A 17,674-nucleotide genomic window follows, 5' to 3' on the forward strand; every position below is an offset into this window, starting at 1 on the left:
AGACCGTTCTATGGCTCGAAAACGTGGCCACCACGTTCCAGCCAATTCTGGGCCAACCAGAGTGGCAATTTATACCTGACTAGCACTTTAAGCATGACTTTTAGTTATTTCAAGCTCAAGCCACGTTTCAAATTACCCCAGAATCCAAGTTCATCGGTCTGCAACATCAAGCCACCGTAAATCTTACCGATGTACCACATGCTACCAACGACGGTCGCTAATAAGATAATTAGTGAAAGCACAGCGGCTCCCATCGTCGCGGTACCGTTGATTAACCGTAACGGCATCAAGTAAGACGAGAAGAATGGAATATAGGAGAACACCGTAACGATGCCACTAGTTGGACTACCTTGAAAGGCCATGGCCATCGCAAAGGTTAGCAAGTTCAGGTAAATAACTGGTTGTGATGCTTTGCTGGCATCTTCCACGCGCGTAACCAAAGCCCCACAAAATGCCGAAACCACGGTATAGAGCAGGACCGCAGCTAAGGCAAAGATCATGTTGATTGATAATAAGTTATGCAGTACTTTACCGATAATCGGCGCGTACTGTGACCACATGTTAGCGGTCAAACGGCTGTGTTGGGCCAATTGAACGATTAACGCCCCACCAAGCAGGTAGACTAGCAATTGAGTCACAATCATCAACAACACTCCGTAGACTTTACCGTTAAAATACTTGCGCGGTGTTGTACTGGAGAAGATGACTTCCATAATCTTGGTGCCTTTTTCGGCCGCAATCTCTTGCGCGGTAATTGACGAATAGGTCGTCAGAATCAAGTAAACGAAGAAGACTAAGATATAAAATGAGATTGTTTTGGCGGCTTTATCCGAGGCCGTCTTTTTTTGTAATTGCTGTTTAAAGGTTGGTTGAACCGCTAATGCCTGAGTTTGCTTAGTCGTTAATTTCGCTGTTTGGACATTTAATTGTGTTTGTAAATGACTTAGAAAACGTTGAATTTTAGCTTGATCGCCACTGGCAATTTCGTTCGGACCATGGAATACCGCACTAACTTGGCGATTGTTTTTAGTCTTTAATACAATATAGCCATTAATATCACTTTTCTTAGTGGCATCTTGTGCGGCATTGACCGTTTGGTACTTACTGGTTGTTTGGACGCCGCTAGTTTTCAAGAAGCTTTGACGTAAGCTGGCATCCTGACTGATGACGGCAATGTCACTCTTATCTTTGCTAGGCGTCGCCACGTAGGTAATCCCAAAGGTTAAGCCGATGAATAGGAACGGCATTAAAATCAGCATCAAGAAGCTCCATGATTTAGCCTGCCGTAGATAAGTTTCGCTGGTGACAATCCACGTTTTATTCATGGTCAACACCTCCCGCTTCGGTTCGGAAAATTTCGTCTAAAGTTGGCGGTTGTTGACTGAATTCTTGAATATAGTGGCCCTTGGTGACCGCGTCAAAAATAGCCGGACCAGCGTCAGCGTTCGTGAGCTTGAGCCGGTAATGATTTGGTCCAATGGCAGTTACCGAGTCAACACCGTCTAGAGTCGACAATTGTTCAGCGGACCAATCAGTTGTCAAAAACAATCGTGTCCGACCAAATTGATTGCGGACACCGTCGACCGTGCCGTTTAAGACAACTTCACCGTTGCGCAACATCACGAGGGTGTCACAGATTTCTTCCACGTTACTCATATCGTGACTGGAGAAGATAATGGCCGCACCCCGTTGTTTGGCCGCAACAATTGCTTGCTTTAACAGATCCGCATTAACGGGATCTAAACCGCTAAACGGTTCATCCAAAATAATCAGTTGGGGTTCATGAATCAAGGTACAGATTAATTGGACTTTTTGTTGGTTCCCTTTGGATAACTTATTAATTTTATCAGTCGGCTGGCCTTTAACGGCAAAGCGTTGCATCCAGTCATTGATTTTAGGCTTGATCACGTTAGCTGGTTGATTTTTCAAGCGAGCTAAGTAGACGATTTGTTGGGTGATGGTCAGCTTGGACATGAGACTGCGTTCTTCCGGCAAGTAGCCAATCTGATTGTAGTCATCGGCACTCAGTGGTTGGCCGTTCCAAGTGATGGCACCATCAAATTTTAGAAAATTAAGAATGCTGTGAAACGTTGTCGATTTACCAGCGCCGTTTTGGCCGATCAGTCCCATGATTTCCCCATCATGAACATCAAATGAGACATCATTAAGTGCATGCAGACTGCCAAAATGCTTACTAATATGTGCTACCGATAGCATGGTGTCGCCCCCTGTAATTAGAATGTCTTAAGCATGCCATAATTTGCAGGGGACTGCAACGCCTTTCAGTTGGTTTGTTCAAGGGCTAATAGCCGGCGTTTCATAGGAAGACCGCCACGATAGCCGCCGAGTTGACCATCTTTGCGAAGCACGCGATGGCAGGGGACAACGACTAATAATGGATTACGGCCAACTGCTGAGGCAATTGCGCGGACTGCTTGGGGTCGGTTGAGTTGGGCCGCTAAATCCGAATAAGTACAGGTCTGACCATAGGGTAATTGTTGTAACGCCTGCCAGACTTGTTGCTGCAACGCAGTCCCGGTTGTTTGGTCGAGCGGTAAGTCGAAGGACTTAGCCTGACCGTTTAGATAGGCGGTTAAGGCTTGGCCAGCAACTTGATTCGCTTGTTCGTCAATCGAGGCGTTGGCTTGCGGGAAGAATTGACGCCATTCGTCAGCGGCACCGTTGGGACTGCCGACAAAGGCTAAGCCATGAGTGGTACTGCCTAGCCAATAATGGCGTTGCTGAATGGTGATGTTGGTTAAAATAAGTTGCATGTTGATCATCCTCCGTTTTCGTTCGGTAGGGTAAGTATAGCAGGATTACGGTAGCAAAAGTTTTAAAATCTTGCTTTCTAATTGGCGAAATTCAGTATTTATCAGTCGTTGGGCGTATACTTTAGAAAACGTCAGGAGGTGTGGAAGATGGCGAATTTAACTGCGCAACGCTGGCAAGCGATTCAGGGCAACGATGCGCGCCAAGATGGCCGCTTTTACTACGGGGTGACGAGTACTGGCATATTTTGTCGACCAAGTTGCCATTCCCGGCTGCCACGACCGGAGCACCTAAAAATCTTTCTAACGGTTGAAGCGGCACTAGCTGCTGGCTTTCGGCCGTGTAAACGATGTCGACCGACCGGACAAGCAGTGACGGCCGCAGAATGGGTGACCGAGATCGACCGCATTATTGCAACCCACTACGCAGAGCCGTTGACATTAACCGAGTTGGCACAACTCGCCCACGGTGCCCCATATTATTTGCACCATGTGTATCAACAACAGACCGGGCAGACGCCGTTAGCGACATTAAAGCAGGTTCGCTTGCAGCAGGCCCAACACTTATTACGGACAACGACGCAGCCGATTAGTGAAATCGCTCAGGCGTGTGGTTTTCAAAGTGCGGCGTATTTTAGCACTTGTTTTAAGCAGGTGTTCGGCCAGACGCCGCGTCAATTTCGTTAAACATGGCAATTGAACAAGTGTTCCCCAAAATTATCATGAGCGGCATTTTAACTGCGATTGACATGCTATCATTAGGCAATGTCAGTTGCATTGGTCATGTTTGGGGGGATGTCAAATGGACGAAAAGCTGTTGGGGGAACATTTTCAGATTTTTGAAACATTTATTTTACGTGTCTTAGTTATTCAAGATACGGATTTGTTTGCGTTAAAGCAAGGACTTAAAAATAGTATTTTTCAATTTAAGGGTATGAACTTGAATGCGCTAAAAAAAGTCATAGATTACTATCAATCTGATGGTTTAAGTGAGCTGCCGGCAGATGATGAAGTTAAATTTATCATGAAAAATTTAACATATGATACAACTAAGAAATTGTTTTCGTCCAAAAATGAATATGTGAGAAGCTTATTTGGACATTATTACGCGGAACAAAATCGAGTGGAATTGGAGCTCCAAAAACAGTATTCATCTTTATTGGTGACAGCTTGCAGTATGTTTGAGATTTTGATTGGAAGTCTATTGGATTTTGAATTAATCAATGTTTATCAACAATCGGCTTATGTGGCTAAGCGTAAAGTTAGTTTTGAACGCGTTTTAGCAGCAGGTAGTGTTCAAAAATTGCATACTGAATTAGTTCAAGAATATATTCAACAATTACAGTATGCTTCAGTGCTGGTTTGGTTGAATGATTATTTGAAGATTTGCACTAAAGAAAAGGTACCGATTGAGCGTCAGACACAACTAAAATCAATTGCGAAACAAGTTGCTGAAATATTTGAATTACGGAATATTATTGTTCATAACGACGGCATTGTAACACAGAGGTATCAACAACTGAATGGGAAGACGACGGTTGGGGAACAAGTCAGTTTGAATGAAAAGCAGTTTTTATTTAGGCTAGATCAGCTTTTAGACCTAGGAATTGAATTGTTCTTATTAAATCTTGAAAAAGGTAAGCAGTATTATCAATGGCAATATCGACAATGGTTAAATGGCCTTTTTGTAGATTATTTGAGAACTCAGCCGCTATCTGCCAAGCGCGTATACGAATTCTTAGTTACAAAATTATTCAGCGAAACAGCTAATCTAGATTTTTTAACAATGAACCCTGATTCGACTGATTATAATTGGCAATTACAAATGTATGAGGAATGTATCACGTTTATGATTAATCGGCAGTTAAGCATTGATTTTTCGGGGACTCAGTCTGCAACCAAGCAACCTGAAGCTGAATTGTTTTTAAATTCTGATTTCAAGACTGAAAATACGAAGTTTGATATCTGGCGAGCACTAAAAAGTGGAAATGATGATACACTTACAGAAGCAGCAATTGTATTTTTAAGTCAGATGCCAAATAAGCAGATGCGGTTTAATGCACTTAGTCAGCCAGTGTTTGATCGGATTAGGACGCTGCCTAATTTTGATAGTTATTTGAAAAAGTTAAAGTATACTGATTAGCAAAAGGGATGTGTAAATAATGTTAACAATGGATGATCCTTGGCTCCAACGGGATAATACGTCGATTTATGTTGGTGATGAGCTTCGTATGGTGACTAAGAATGGCTACCCTAGACAATTTTCAATTTTAGATAATTATGTTGAAGCTGGTATAATTAAGCCATTAACTAATGTGGAAAAAATAAGCATTAACTATAGAAGGGGGAGCATGATGGTTCCTTCGATGATGAACGGCTAAATATTGATAATGTGATTTTACAATTAGGTGAATTTAAAGATATTGAAGATGCAAATTTAAATTTCAAGCCCGAAAAAAACAATAGATCTTTAAAGCAGATAATTCTTAAATCAGCACAGAAAAAACGCCGTACCCAGTCAAAAGGGTGCGGCGTTTTAATGTTGTTTATTTAAAAATCTTAATACCAGCCGTTTGATAACCAGTGAGCTTTCGCAGCTGACCATGAGCCATAGCGTGAGCTGACATAATTATTAGCGACCTTTTCTTGGTTAGCGGCTGAGTAGTCGCCGTTCAAGTAAGATTTACTTAATTGATATTTACCGTAGTAGTTTCCATTCGAAGCTGAGTATGAACCACCAGATTCTTTACCAGCAATCCAAGCTTTGGCTGATGAATCTGAACCAGAAGTGGTGCTAGTGGTACTCGTACTTGCGGTATTAGCTGTATTCGTGGTGCTAGCAGTGCTAGGTTGACTAGTTGTCTGAGTTGTTGCGCTAGTATTAGCATTGTTAGCCGTCGTAGCGGTCGTGGAAACGTTACTGGTAGACGTTGAACTTGTGGTGCTCGTCCCATTAACTTCCAATTGATCGCCGACATAAATTAAGTTGACGTTGCTGAGGTTATTGGCCGTTTTGATGGCTGAAACCGTCGTATTATTAGCGGCTGCAATCTTAGCAACAGTATCACCAGATTTAACGGTTACTGTATCAGCGTTAGCGGCAGTTGACCCGATTGCGAACAAACTAGCTGCAGCAACGGTCGATAATAGTAAACTTTTAATCTTCATATAGATAGTTTCACTCCTGTATTTTGTCTTGGCTAAATTAAAACGATAAATTGATCAACGCCGATTAGTGCGCGTCAACCAAACAACAAAATCTAGTATAACGGGTGAATGTTGCAGTGACGTCAATGGCAAGTTACGGTTTTTAGGGTGATTTGTAATAAAGACTGATTATTGTAACGTCTTGTAATATATGAGGCCGTTTATCGCTTTATATTATTAACGTTATTAAGACGTATAATATAGAAGATAATAGCCGACTTAGCTTAAAATCCAGATGACAAAAATTACTGATAAAAGCTTTAAACACCACTGAAATTGCGCTTTTTAACGAGAAACTTTGCTATAATTCAGGGTATTAGCCCGGATTTAGACCTTATTTGAAAGGGAGCGATTGGAACATGTATTATTTTATCAATACCAGTATCAATCCCAAAAAGTCAGGGATTGAGCATGCGGAAATGAAGCGACTGGCACTATTTAACCAACACCACCTGCCAGCCAAAATCGTCACCCGCTTTTTCTCTTTATCCTTGCACCGGACGTTAAAAGCGGCTGGAATTGCCGAACACAACCAAATTAATTTATTCGATTTTATCCAACAATCGACCAATTTTGCCCCCATTAAACTGACTATCGCTGACTTGCATTTAGCCCCAGAGCTACGGATTCAAGCTGATGGGCATAATTACACCGTTTATCAAAATGAACATCTACTAATGCGGGTCAACACGTTTGGGCCAAATGATGACCAACTTAATAATGTTCAACTATATGATCCAAATGGTCACTTGGTCAAAACGGATTGGTACGATACGCGCGGGTTTAAAGGCTTAGAACAGTTCTATACGGCCGAGGGACAAGTTGCCAGTGAACAAGTCTTTAACCCGATTGGTGAGGTGGTCTATCAGACTTTCCATATGCCCAACCGCCAAAATACGACGCAAAATTCACTCTATCGCTTCATTAACTATCACGGTCAAAACTGGTCATTTGTGGGTGAACAAGCGATGACCCGGTTCTTCTTAGATGAATTGAATTACCAGCAACCAAAATCGGTCTTTATCGTTGATCGAACCTATGAGTTGGCTTATTCTGCGTTGCGGATGCGGACCAAGGCATTTAAAGTCATGTATTTGCATAGCAATCATGTTAATGACCCCGCTCATCCTAAGTCAGCCACGTTGAATTATAATTACGCTTACGCGTTAAATAATTTGTCAGACTGGCAGGGGGTCGCTGCGGCCACACCACAGCAAGTCCAAGACTTTCAGGATCGGTATGGTAATCGACCGCCAGTTTATACAATTCCAGTGGGAGTCGTGTCAGATGCGACTTTGGCGGCGCCCCACCAGCCTTGGGATCGACGAACGCCGGGGAAGATTATCTTTGTGGCGCGATTATCGGAAGAAAAACAACAGGATCAAGTCATTAAAGCCTTTCAAAAGGTTCATGCGCAATTACCCCAAACGAGTCTGGACTTTTGGGGTTATGCGAATGGCGATACGGGTAAAAAACTCCGCCAGTTAGTGGCCGATTTAAAGCTAACGGCGGCAGTGACTTTCAATGATTATACGCAAGACTTAGCGCCCGTTTATGATGATGCCCAACTGGCCATGCTGACGTCGCGGGCAGAAGGCTTTGCTCTGGCGCTACTAGAAGGTCAGTCACATGGGGTGCCACAGATTGCTTATGATGTGAAGTACGGGCCACGCGCGATTATTCAGGCAGGTCGCGATGGTGAGTTAGTGCCGGTTAATGATGTGGACGCCTTAGCACAGGCAATGGTGGCCTTGCTTAGCGATGCGGATAAATTACAAACGTATAGCACGAATGCCTATGCCGATGCGAAGCGTTATAGCAGTGACGCGGTTTGGCAAGCCTGGCAACCGTTGATAGCGGCCGCGGATCGTTTTTATGCTGGGGAGGAACGTTAATGTATTATTTTGTGAATCAATATGTGATGGCATTAAATTCTGGCGTTGAACACGCGGAATTTAAGCGTCTCCAGTTATTTACCGACCAACAGGCTCCCGCCAAACTGGTGACGCGCCACTTTGATGCGTTACTGCATCAAAATATGCGCCGGTTTAATATTGCGGACACGCAGCTAGTCAATCTATTCGACTTCTTTCGTGGGACTGAGACGTTTGCCAGTCAAGTCGTTAAAATTGAGGACCTGAATATACCGCGGGATTACACCATTAAGCCGAATCCTAATGTGAGCGAAATCAGTGACGGCGACCGCTTAGTTGCTAAAGTTCACTTTGTGCCAAGTACGGTGGGCCATGTGTACTTTATTGAAAACTTTGATAGGTTTGGTAATCTGGTTCAGCGAACGGATTATGATGAACGCGGTTTTAAGGCCCGGGATGAATTTTTTGCGCCGACTGGTGATCCCATAACGGATATTTTTTATCGGCCAGATGGCAGTCGGCTAGCGGAACAATATTATGCGCATAATGATCATGGCGGGAATTACGTTTCCTTATGTAAGCTGATTAATTACCAGGGTCAGGACGACTACTTTAATGGAGAAAATGAGTGGTATCGGTTCTTCCTAGATGAACTCAATCGGCAAAATGGGTTGAATAATACCTTTATCGCAGACCGACCACTCGCAACCCAATGGCCAGTGATCAATATGCAGACGCCAGCGCGGAAGTATTTATGGTTACCAACACCGCATGCGGTTGATCCGCAAGACCAGGTCTATTCGAATTTAAATAATGCCTATGTCTATGGCATTCATGAACATTTAGACCAGCTTGATGGCTTGATTACAAGTACGGACCAACAGCGGCAAGACTTAGCACAGTGGTTAGGTGGTCAATCACCAAGACCTATCTATGCCATCTCGCAAGCGGTCGTCTTAACTGCCCAAGCCCAGCGACCGTCAATTCGGCTAGCGCAACGGCAGGCACACCAGATCATTTATACGGGACGGGTTGACCATGGCCGGCGCGTCGATCAACTAATAACGGCCTTTCAACAAGTTCGGCAGACGATTGCCGATGCTACTTTGGTGATCTACGGGTATGGGGCCGCGTTAGAAGAACTTAAGACCCAAGTTAAGCAGTTAAAACTCGGTGATGCCGTTCGCTTTGCTGGTTATCAACCGGACTTAACAACGGTCTATGATCAAGCGGGCGCCTATGTGTATACTGGCGAGAGCGATGCGCAACCGTTGTCGTTGATTGAAGCGTTAAGTCATGGCGTACCGGCCGTAGCCTATGATATTAATTATGGCCCACGTGATGTGATTCAATCAGGCGTGAATGGTTATCTGGTGACCGATGGAGCGATTAATCAATTGGCAGCTAGTCTGACGAAAATGCTAGCGAAGCCCAAGCACCATCAGCATCTCATTGACGGTGCTTATCGAAGCAGTCAACAATATCAAGAAGCGGCGGTTTGGCAACAGTGGCAAGCCATCGTTAACTAAAAAAACGGTCATCACTTGGAAAAATTCGAGTGGTGACCGCTTTTTTAGTTAACGCCAATGTTGGAGTTGTGCCACAATCAAATCTTGAACTGGTTGCAATTGCGGCGTTGGACTAGTTTTGGTCAATAAATAAAATTGGCGATGATAGTTATCCGGTAACGCTTTAGTAGGAACCGTGGGCGCTAAGACATGTTCGGAGATAATGCTTTGTCCAATACCTTGTGCCAAGAGGTCGGCGATAATTTGGTTACTATGAATAATCATGGTTTCTGTCGGGGTAATATTATTGGCTTTTAGATAAGCATCAGTATAATGACGGACGCCGGAGTTAGGTTCTCGAATCAGCCACAAAGGACTTTGAAAGTCACCAGCGAGGACAAGTTCATCTTGACCAAAGGCGAGTCGGTCTAAATGGTCGGTCACGAGCGGCTTTTCGATTAGGCCGAAGTCTAGTTTGTGCTGCGTCATTTGGGTTAAAATGACCGCCGAATTAGCCCACGTAATTTGAAAGTTGAATTGACCACTGAGCGGTGCTAAGTGTCGCAGTAATGTGGGTAGAACGACGCTGGCTGTCGTATGCGAGGCACCAATCCGGCAAAGGGGGCGGGCTGATTGGTTGTCAGCTTGCATGGCGAACTTGGTGGCATCCCACTGTTCGAGTAGCTTCTGAGCGTGTTGATACAATAGTGTCCCATTCGCAGTTGGTAAGATTTCTTGGCGACCATTGCGGGTAAACAAGGTTGTTTGCAAATCAGCTTCTAACTGTTTAATTTGTGTTGAAACAGTGGGTTGTGAAATAAAGAGTTGTTCAGCGGCATGCGAGAAATTGCGCGTTTCATAAACGGCCTTAAAGGTCTGTAAGTGTTTTAGCATGATTGAGTTAGCTTTCTATTAGATTTATTAATAGTTACTATCATAAAGATTTATTTCTCAAATGTAAATAATCTCGGTATACTATGGCTAATCGAAGGAAAGAGGCGTAGGAATGCAAAAAGTACGACAGATTTTACCTGGCTTAATCGTCAGTCTAGTGATTGCAATTATTAGTCAATTCGTTGCCAAAATCATACCAACTTTAGGAGCGGCCACGATTGCCATTTTAATTGGTATTTTGGCCGGCAATACGGTTTTAAAACAACCGAGTTTAGGGGCTGGGACTAAGTTCTCAGAAAGTAAATTATTGGAGTACTCCGTCATGCTATTAGGTGCCACCATGACGATTCAAACGATTGGTAAGATTGGTGTTTGGGGTGTGGGCTTTATCTTACTGCAAATGTCGATCACCATCGTGGGGGCCTTATGGTTAGGCCAAAAGTTAGGCTTTGGGGAATCCAAACGGTTATTAATGGCTGGTGGGAACGCGGTCTGTGGGTCATCAGCGATTGCGTCGATTGCGCCAGTTATTGAGGCGGATGACGACGATAAAGGCATGATCATTACCTTGGTCAATCTGATGGGAACGGTCTTAATGCTGACGTTGCCATGGCTTGGGATTGGTTTATTCGGTGGGAATACTATTCTTAAAGGGGCTCTAATTGGTGGTACCTTGCAGTCCGTGGGTCAAGTAGTGGCCGCGGCTAGCATGGTCAGCCAAGCAACGGTCCAATTTGCCACGATTTTTAAAATTATGCGGATTATGATGTTGGTCGTGGTCGTTTTGATTTTTGGTCGCTTACACCAACGGCATTTAGAAAATGAAGTCGCTGAAGAAGCACAAATTAGTGGTAATGGTAGTGGTCATTGGTTGCCATGGTATGTCGCTGGCTTTTTGATTCTCTGTGCGATCAATAGTCTGGTGAGCTTGCCCGCTATTATTGGGACAGTTGCCCATGTAACCAGTAGTTGGTTTGAAATTATCGCCTTGGCCGCGATTGGCTTGCGTTTGAATCTCGCAAACTTCTTAAAGGCTGGTAAAAAACTCGCCTTGTACGGGCTAGGCGTGGGAACGTTACAAGTGACCAGTGCCTTGATTTTAATAAGTATTTTGTTAAACCGTTAGTAATGTGAGCAATCAATCAAATTGATTGAGCCTGTTGATTGCATTCGCAAATGGGATAAATGCAAAATTATTGTGAGTGATCTTTAAAAAATTGCTACTCGACAGTCGAACCTCCTAAAAGGGTCGGTATAATATGAAAACGGTTCAAAATTGGCTTTCAAACTTCACCGGATTATACATGGGAAAGACTGGTTCCATTTCGTTTAAAGGGATGAAATTCAAGTGGGACGGGCATTTCAATAATTAGGGAATCTTAAATTTTTTGAGCATTAAAGGTTTACACTCTCGGAAATATGCTATATACTGAAAGCACGTTGAGGTTATATCGTCAAACGAAATAGTCTGGCGTTAGTGTCACACATATATTTTATGGAGGGGTTTAGATTATGCAATCTACTTTAGCTAAATCAGTTTTTGTTGGATTAGCCGCATTGTCATTTGCTTCAGTTGCTCAATTGAACGCAAACGCTGCTACTAAGTCAGCAACTACTAAATCAAACGTTACGTTAACTACAGACGCAACAACTCGTAACGTGGTTCCAACTGGCTCAAATGCCATTTACTCATATCCAAAGACTGTTAAGAAGTCTGCTCGTACTGTTGCCTCAAAAGCAACTGTTGCTAAGTTAGCTTCTTCAAAGAGTTCAAAGGATTATTTCCGTGCTTACCGTGTATTGACTACCAGCAAAGGTTCAGTATACTACAAGGTTGTTTCATTTGATGGCGCCGTTCGCGGTTACATCTATGGTGGTAAGAGTACTTCAGCATTTGCTGGTGGCTTAAAGGCTGCTTCAACAACTACTGCATCAAACTTAACTGCTGATGAACAAACTAAGACTTACTTCTTTGCAAATCCTGGTTCAAAGAATGTTACGTGGAATAACCCACAATACACTCAATACAAGGCTTCAAAGATGGTAAAATCAACTGCCGACTTTGGTGGTGACAACTTACAAATTACTAAAGCTGTAACTAAGACCCGTGAAGGTTCACGTTACGTTTATGTAAATGACAAAGATACACCTTCATTGAGTGGCTGGGTTTATGCTAAGGCATTATCAACTACTAAGGCTGTAACTTACAACGACAAGACCGATGTTAAGGTTAACTACATCGATGCTGCTACTAGCAAGATTGTTAAGTCTGGCTTTGTCAAGGTTGCCGATAAGAGTACTGCTACTGGCACTAACGTTGCTATCAACGATGCTTTATACACCGCTATTGGTAACGGTAAGCCAGATAACTATGCATACAGCTCAAAAGACAATAACAATGTTTTGACTTCAGTTAAGACTGGCGACACTGTTACTGCGTACGTTTATGCTACTGCATCTTCTAAGTTAGCTTTATATGCTGCTCCTGAATCATCATCAAACACTATTGGTGCTGGCTCATCAGTTCCTGGTACTTCTGTATCATATACTAAGTTAACTGCTGAAAACGTCAACTTCCCTACTCTTAAGGATGAAGACTATGCAGTATTAACTGGTCGTACTACTGATAAATTAACTGGTACTACTGTTAAGACCTTTGCTGCTGCTCATCTTTCAGAATTGAAGGGTACTAAGCAAGTTGTAAAGACTGTAAATGGCAAGCCTGTTAAGGGTTACTATGTATACAAACTTGACACTACTGCTAACTTTGGCGATGTAGCATTTGGTACTACTTACAACGTACCTTATACTACAACTTTCGTTGAAGGCGATTTATCAACTACCACTAACACTGGTAATACTAACTACGTTGACTAGTATTTAGTTAAATGGTTTTGAAAAAGTGTCGGACTTCGGTTCGGCGCTTTTTTTGTACCGTTTTTTAACGTTGCACCTATTATGATTCGCTATTAATATGGCTCTTTGTCAATGGCTGTTGATGAATGATCCTATGAGAAACCAATTCATTAATATCATACCGGGTAAGTATTAATAAACTCGTTATTAGTTTTGAAAAACTTGTTTGAATAGTATGAAAATAAATTGTCTTGTAAGTGATGACAGTCATATTTACGACACAAATAAACCGGCATCAAACACCGATCCCTAATGGAGTAGTGTTTGATGCCGGTTTAAGTTTATCTAAAACGAGTGATTACTTAGCTTTAGTAGTGATTAAAACTGTTCGCCAAGTACGAGGCCTCGTAAACGTATAATGGCGTTTAACCAAAGCCCCATCAGGTTGACCTAAGCTAAAGAACGTCTTAGCGAGTTGATCTTTATAGCGCCAACGCGTGGATTCAATTTTTACATTAGCCTGAATGCCAGTCTTCAGTTGCGTGGTGGTCGTCGTTGTTGCTGAAGTGTGTTGAACTTTCTTTGGAACCGTCGCCGTTCGATAAACGATGACTTGTTCTGAGCCAGTTCCTAGTTGTTTAACTCCGAGTGCTGCTTTAGGTGATTTTAACGGTAAAAGTTCAGTCGATTGAGTAGTGGTGACTTGGTGCATGCCCCAATGATAATTGTCATTTAACACAATCATAATCAAGGCACCGGCAATAATGACAAAACTTAAGCTATTCCAGCTGGTTCGTTGCACACCATGCGGCAAGAAGATCATACTCCAGGAAAAGACGAAGACGAAGATAATAAGTAGGATTAAAATCATTAGTTATCGTCCTCCTTTGGTACGCTGATGGAGTGGTGCGCTTTTAAGAAAAAAGTTAGACCGAAACCAAAGGCACAAAAGATTAGAGAGACAATGAACGCCATATGATAACCCGTCAGTGTGGCGGTAACCGCGGCGTCCTTATATTGTAATGGCGCTTTAGCTAACAACGCATGACCGGGCATCTGCCACTTAGCCACACTCGAGTACACACTGATTAAGACGGCCGTACCCATCGAAGCGGCAACTTGACGTAACGTGTTGTTAGCGGCCGTTCCGTGTGAAATGAGATTAAATGGTAAGGCATTGATCCCCGTCGTGGTAACCGGCATTGTGACCATGGTTAAACCAAACATCCGAATCGCGTAAACGACGACGATCCAAATAATGGGGGTTGTCGCACTAATTGACAAGAAGAAAGCCGTTCCTAATGTTAATAAGAGCATCCCAGTCATCGCTAAGCGTCGGGCGCCAATGTGGTCGAAAATCCGACCGGTAATTGGACTCATAATCCCCATCATAATCGCCCCAGGCAACAGAATTAGTCCAGAATCCATCGCGGAACGCCCTAAGACGGTTTGAATATATAGTGGTAAGAGCATTTCAACCCCCATCATCGACATATAAGCGAGGGCGGTTAAGATACTGGATAACGTGAACGCCGGAATCTTGAAGACTCGGAGTTCCAATAATGGCTGATCCATGTGCAATTGCCGATAAACGAAGAGCCCAATGAAGATAAGCCCGACAACCAGCGTTGTTAAAACGATTGGATCACACCAGCCGGATTCCCCAACTGAGGAGAAGCCGTACAGCATGCTCCCGAAACCAATTGTGGAAATTAAGACCGACCACCAATCAATCGGTTGTTTCGATGTTGGCAAGACTTTACGAAGGGTGAATAAGGAAACGATAATCACCAGTAAATTAAATGGCATGATGAATAGGAACAGTGCTCGCCAGTTATAATTATCGATAATCCAACCGGACAATGTTGGGCCAATTGCAGGCGCTAATCCGATAACGATTCCGGCTGTCCCCATCGCGGAGCCCCGTTTTTCTGGGGGATAGACGGAAGACATAATCGTTTGGAAGACTGGCGCTGAAATTCCGACGCCCATGGCCTGAATCATCCGGGCAATCAGTAACATTGGAAAGTTAACGGAGAGGTAGGCCAGAATTGTACCTAGTCCAAAAATCACCATCGCGGCAAGGTAAAGATACTTCGAGTTGATTCGCGTCAGCATCCAAGCGCTAATCGGAATCATAATCCCCATAATGAGCATGAACCCAGTGGTCAACCATTGGACCGCGGTTGCCGAAATGTGGAAGTAATTCATCAAAGTTGGGAAGGCCGTTGTCAGTAAGGTCTGGGTAATAAAGGTCGAAAAAGTCCCTACCAGCAAGGTTAGCACTAGCCAAGTCCGATGATACGGCTTACCATCGGCATCTAATGGTAAAGTCGAATTGTTAGTCGGCATTGATAAAACAGTCCTTTCGATATTAAATTTTTTATAAATCACGCAACTAATAAGTATACCACTGAACAAGCGATTAGGTAGCGGTGTAGGCTCGGTCGATTATGTTAAACTGGAAGGTAATTGGGGGTTGATGAGATGACTAAAATTTTAACGTTTGATTGTTATGGGACTTTGATTAATACTGAGCCATTGTATCGGCGGTTAGTGGATTTAGCAGCCGCGATTGGGCTAGATAGTGCGGCAGTTAGGGTGGCTTATGAACGCTATGAAGATGATCCGGTCAGCGTGGCGCCGTACGTGGATTACGCTACACTAGTTCGGGAAAACTTGAAACATTTAGATGGGATGTTTGACCAGCACCATTGGTTCGAGCGGCATTATGTGGATTTCTTGAATTTGCATCGGCAGTTGTTACCATTTGCGGATGTCATCCCAACGTTACAGGCTTGGCATCAACAAGGCTATCAGTTGGTCATCATGTCGAATTCGTCATGGGATATGATGCCAGCGAACTTGGCGGCCTTACAAGTGCCATTTGATGCGGTGATTACGGCAGAAGATGTGCAAGCCTACAAGCCTGAACTGACATTCTTCAAGGCCGTTGAACAGCAATTGGGCTTAACGGCGACTAATCACTGGCATCTTGCACAAGGTTACCGTTCAGATGTGGTCCCAGCGGCACAACGACAATGGCCAATGATCTGGATCAATCGTCAGCAGGAGACGGCGGCTGGCACCGCCAAGCCAACCGCGATGGTGCCAGATTTGGCTAGTGCAACCGCGATTGTCGGTTGACCTAAACTAACGTTAACGTGTTCAGTGAACCAGCAGGTCATTCGTAGGTGGAATGACCTGCTTTTTTAGTACGGGAATGCTATGCTAAAGCCACTAATGGGAGGGGTTCATATGGCGAGTACGGTTGAGATTACCACGGTGAATGGGTGTTTGGGGATTAAGTTACCATCAGCATTAGTGAAGCAATATGGGTTGCAGGCGGGGCAGAGTCTGCAGGTTGACTTTGATGAGACGAACACGCTGACGTTGCAAGATCATGCAGTGTCGCCAGAGTTTATGCGGGCCGTGCAAGCGGCGGTTGATCAGTATGGAGACGCGTTGGAGTTATTGCGGTTGAAGGGTGACTAAAAGGGTATCATTTAATTGAATACAAACAAAAAATGATGGTCAACGCTGCGAACAGCTGACCATCATTTTTTAATGTAGATTAACCAGTGCAAAGACTAGCGGAATCGTTACCACACTCAGAATTGTTGAAATACTCATCAACGCCACGGCTGGCGCGGGTTGACCATGGACTTTTAAGGTGAAGAGTACGACGATCCCGGCGACCGGACAAGCGGCCATTAATACCGTGGTATATAACGGAATCCCAGTGATACCTATGAATTCTAGGACGACAATGGCTAGATAAGGGAATAAGACGTTGCGCAATAATAAGACCCACCAAAGACGCAGATCGAATGTGTCCCGGTTGAATTTGACATCAGCCAAGCTATTCCCAATCACAATCATTGATAATGGCGTGTTAATCGAACTGACATAAGTGATCGCACTATTGGCAATCGTTGGTAAGTGTAGCGACGTCATAAAGATAATGAGGCCTGCAATAATGGCAATAATATTGGGATTTAGGGCGATCTGTCGCATGTTTTCACGGCGACTACCTTGACTACCCGTAAAGAGGGTGATGCCGTGCGTCCAGCTGAAAATGTTAAACGCGGCCAGTGAGGCAACTGCAAAGAAGACACCAGTGGCGCCAAATAAGGCACTAGTTAGTGGAATCCCCATAAAGCCGGCGTTGGAATAAACGGAACCGTAACGCATGATGCGTCGTAAATTGGCATCTTTGACACGTTTAAAAGCCAACTGGGTAATGACGATCATCAGTAGATAAATAATGACGATCCCTAAACTTACTCGGCCGAGCATTTGGAGTCGATTGGCAGAGAAAGTCTGTTCGAATGCCTTGATAATCAGACAAGGTGAGACGACGTATAGTAAAATGTTTGTCAAATCAGTTGAGGTTTGTCCGTGCATAAAGCCGAGCTTGTTAATCATTAAACCGACCAGCATCAGGATAAACATCAAGATAATTTGACTTGTTAGTTGTGCAAGGTTCATCAGCATCGATCCCATCGTTTAGCATTATGTTCATTATCAGAGCTGCGTTAGCGCTCTGTCAATGGTTGTTTTT

17 protein-coding genes are annotated in these 17,674 nt (G+C 43.7%); 9 read left to right on the top strand and 8 right to left on the bottom strand.

Going from position 1 to position 17,674, the window contains the following annotated elements; genetic code table 11:
• Positions 1-104: 104 nt before the first annotated feature.
• From FFM77_RS10650 to FFM77_RS10660, 3 genes are all read right to left on the bottom strand, one after another.
• The gene (locus tag FFM77_RS10650) at positions 105-1,325 is read right to left on the bottom strand and encodes an ABC transporter permease (protein WP_137635748.1); all 1,221 of its coding nucleotides are present in this window, start codon (positions 1,323-1,325) and stop codon (positions 105-107) included.
• The gene (locus FFM77_RS10655) at positions 1,318-2,217 is read right to left on the bottom strand and encodes an ABC transporter ATP-binding protein (RefSeq protein WP_137635749.1); all 900 of its coding nucleotides are present in this window, start codon (positions 2,215-2,217) and stop codon (positions 1,318-1,320) included. The genes FFM77_RS10650 and FFM77_RS10655 overlap by 8 nt, the downstream gene beginning before the upstream one ends.
• 65 nt (positions 2,218-2,282) lie before the next feature.
• A complete protein-coding gene (locus tag FFM77_RS10660; RefSeq protein ID WP_137635750.1) occupies positions 2,283-2,774 on the bottom strand; it encodes a methylated-DNA--[protein]-cysteine S-methyltransferase in 492 nt (163 codons plus the stop codon).
• A 147-nt stretch (positions 2,775-2,921) separates the two neighbouring features.
• Between FFM77_RS10660 and FFM77_RS10665 the strand changes: the two genes are divergently transcribed.
• The 3 genes from FFM77_RS10665 to FFM77_RS10675 all read left to right on the top strand — a co-directional run bounded on the left by FFM77_RS10665 (position 2,922) and on the right by FFM77_RS10675 (position 5,152).
• Entirely contained in the window at positions 2,922-3,458 is a 537-nt protein-coding gene (locus tag FFM77_RS10665) for a bifunctional transcriptional activator/DNA repair enzyme AdaA (RefSeq protein WP_137635751.1), read from the top strand.
• A 115-nt stretch (positions 3,459-3,573) separates the two neighbouring features.
• A complete protein-coding gene (locus FFM77_RS10670; protein ID WP_137635752.1) occupies positions 3,574-4,914 on the top strand; it encodes a hypothetical protein in 1,341 nt (446 codons plus the stop codon).
• A gap of 19 nt (positions 4,915-4,933) precedes the next feature.
• Entirely contained in the window at positions 4,934-5,152 is a 219-nt protein-coding gene (locus FFM77_RS10675) for a hypothetical protein (RefSeq protein WP_137635753.1), read from the top strand.
• Between the two features lie 178 nt (positions 5,153-5,330).
• Here the strand turns inward: FFM77_RS10675 and apf are convergent, their stop codons facing one another.
• On the bottom strand, positions 5,331-5,939 hold the full coding sequence (gene apf, locus FFM77_RS10680; RefSeq protein WP_137635754.1) for an aggregation-promoting factor: 609 nt from the start codon (positions 5,937-5,939) through the stop codon (positions 5,331-5,333).
• A 398-nt stretch (positions 5,940-6,337) separates the two neighbouring features.
• Between apf and FFM77_RS10685 the strand changes: the two genes are divergently transcribed.
• Positions 6,338-7,873, top strand: coding sequence for a glycosyltransferase (locus FFM77_RS10685; RefSeq protein ID WP_137635755.1), 1,536 nt, complete (start codon positions 6,338-6,340; stop codon positions 7,871-7,873).
• A complete protein-coding gene (asp1, locus tag FFM77_RS10690) occupies positions 7,873-9,381 on the top strand; it encodes an accessory Sec system glycosyltransferase Asp1 (RefSeq protein WP_137635756.1) in 1,509 nt (502 codons plus the stop codon). The genes FFM77_RS10685 and asp1 overlap by 1 nt, the downstream gene beginning before the upstream one ends.
• A 48-nt stretch (positions 9,382-9,429) precedes the next feature.
• On the opposite strand, the gene FFM77_RS10695 is transcribed toward asp1, so the two are convergent.
• The gene (locus tag FFM77_RS10695) at positions 9,430-10,254 is read right to left on the bottom strand and encodes a LysR family transcriptional regulator (RefSeq protein ID WP_137635757.1); all 825 of its coding nucleotides are present in this window, start codon (positions 10,252-10,254) and stop codon (positions 9,430-9,432) included.
• A 112-nt stretch (positions 10,255-10,366) separates the two neighbouring features.
• Between FFM77_RS10695 and FFM77_RS10700 the strand changes: the two genes are divergently transcribed.
• Positions 10,367-11,380, top strand: a complete 1,014-nt coding sequence (locus tag FFM77_RS10700) for a YeiH family protein (protein WP_137635758.1) — start codon at positions 10,367-10,369, stop codon at positions 11,378-11,380.
• Between the two features lie 386 nt (positions 11,381-11,766).
• Positions 11,767-13,131: a hypothetical protein gene (locus FFM77_RS10705; RefSeq protein WP_137635759.1), complete on the top strand. Its 1,365-nt coding sequence runs from the start codon at positions 11,767-11,769 to the stop codon at positions 13,129-13,131.
• Between the two features lie 337 nt (positions 13,132-13,468).
• Here FFM77_RS10705 and FFM77_RS10710 read toward each other — a convergent pair whose 3' ends face one another.
• Together FFM77_RS10710 and FFM77_RS10715 are read right to left on the bottom strand one after the other, a co-directional pair.
• Entirely contained in the window at positions 13,469-13,981 is a 513-nt protein-coding gene (locus tag FFM77_RS10710; RefSeq protein ID WP_137635760.1) for a DUF4811 domain-containing protein, read from the bottom strand.
• A complete protein-coding gene (locus FFM77_RS10715) occupies positions 13,981-15,462 on the bottom strand; it encodes an MDR family MFS transporter (RefSeq protein ID WP_137635761.1) in 1,482 nt (493 codons plus the stop codon). The genes FFM77_RS10710 and FFM77_RS10715 overlap by 1 nt, the downstream gene beginning before the upstream one ends.
• 135 nt (positions 15,463-15,597) lie before the next feature.
• Between FFM77_RS10715 and FFM77_RS10720 the strand changes: the two genes are divergently transcribed.
• Together FFM77_RS10720 and FFM77_RS10725 are read left to right on the top strand one after the other, a co-directional pair.
• Positions 15,598-16,257: an HAD family hydrolase gene (locus FFM77_RS10720; RefSeq protein ID WP_137635762.1), complete on the top strand. Its 660-nt coding sequence runs from the start codon at positions 15,598-15,600 to the stop codon at positions 16,255-16,257.
• A gap of 111 nt (positions 16,258-16,368) precedes the next feature.
• A complete protein-coding gene (locus FFM77_RS10725) occupies positions 16,369-16,605 on the top strand; it encodes a hypothetical protein (RefSeq protein WP_137635763.1) in 237 nt (78 codons plus the stop codon).
• 69 nt (positions 16,606-16,674) lie between these two features.
• Here the strand turns inward: FFM77_RS10725 and FFM77_RS10730 are convergent, their stop codons facing one another.
• Positions 16,675-17,601, bottom strand: coding sequence for an AEC family transporter (locus FFM77_RS10730; protein WP_137635764.1), 927 nt, complete (start codon positions 17,599-17,601; stop codon positions 16,675-16,677).
• Between the last annotated feature and the right edge of the window lie 73 nt (positions 17,602-17,674).

It is taken from the genome of Lactiplantibacillus songbeiensis (assembly GCF_005405125.1).
GTDB classification, from domain to species: domain Bacteria; phylum Bacillota; class Bacilli; order Lactobacillales; family Lactobacillaceae; genus Lactiplantibacillus; species Lactiplantibacillus songbeiensis.

Coding starts and splice junctions, on each gene's coding strand:
- apf (WP_137635754.1), bottom strand. CDS start 5,939: ATGAAGATTAAAAGTTTACTATTATCGACCGTTGCTGCAGCTAGTTTG.
- FFM77_RS10665 (WP_137635751.1), top strand. CDS start 2,922: ATGGCGAATTTAACTGCGCAACGCTGGCAAGCGATTCAGGGCAACGAT.
- FFM77_RS10685 (WP_137635755.1), top strand. CDS start 6,338: ATGTATTATTTTATCAATACCAGTATCAATCCCAAAAAGTCAGGGATT.
- FFM77_RS10675 (WP_137635753.1), top strand. CDS start 4,934: ATGTTAACAATGGATGATCCTTGGCTCCAACGGGATAATACGTCGATT.
- FFM77_RS10710 (WP_137635760.1), bottom strand. CDS start 13,981: ATGATTTTAATCCTACTTATTATCTTCGTCTTCGTCTTTTCCTGGAGT.
- FFM77_RS10655 (WP_137635749.1), bottom strand. CDS start 2,217: ATGCTATCGGTAGCACATATTAGTAAGCATTTTGGCAGTCTGCATGCA.
- FFM77_RS10715 (WP_137635761.1), bottom strand. CDS start 15,462: ATGCCGACTAACAATTCGACTTTACCATTAGATGCCGATGGTAAGCCG.
- FFM77_RS10660 (WP_137635750.1), bottom strand. CDS start 2,774: ATGCAACTTATTTTAACCAACATCACCATTCAGCAACGCCATTATTGG.
- asp1 (WP_137635756.1), top strand. CDS start 7,873: ATGTATTATTTTGTGAATCAATATGTGATGGCATTAAATTCTGGCGTT.
- FFM77_RS10720 (WP_137635762.1), top strand. CDS start 15,598: ATGACTAAAATTTTAACGTTTGATTGTTATGGGACTTTGATTAATACT.
- FFM77_RS10670 (WP_137635752.1), top strand. CDS start 3,574: ATGGACGAAAAGCTGTTGGGGGAACATTTTCAGATTTTTGAAACATTT.
- FFM77_RS10700 (WP_137635758.1), top strand. CDS start 10,367: ATGCAAAAAGTACGACAGATTTTACCTGGCTTAATCGTCAGTCTAGTG.
- FFM77_RS10695 (WP_137635757.1), bottom strand. CDS start 10,254: ATGCTAAAACACTTACAGACCTTTAAGGCCGTTTATGAAACGCGCAAT.
- FFM77_RS10725 (WP_137635763.1), top strand. CDS start 16,369: ATGGCGAGTACGGTTGAGATTACCACGGTGAATGGGTGTTTGGGGATT.
- FFM77_RS10650 (WP_137635748.1), bottom strand. CDS start 1,325: ATGAATAAAACGTGGATTGTCACCAGCGAAACTTATCTACGGCAGGCT.
- FFM77_RS10730 (WP_137635764.1), bottom strand. CDS start 17,601: ATGAACCTTGCACAACTAACAAGTCAAATTATCTTGATGTTTATCCTG.
- FFM77_RS10705 (WP_137635759.1), top strand. CDS start 11,767: ATGCAATCTACTTTAGCTAAATCAGTTTTTGTTGGATTAGCCGCATTG.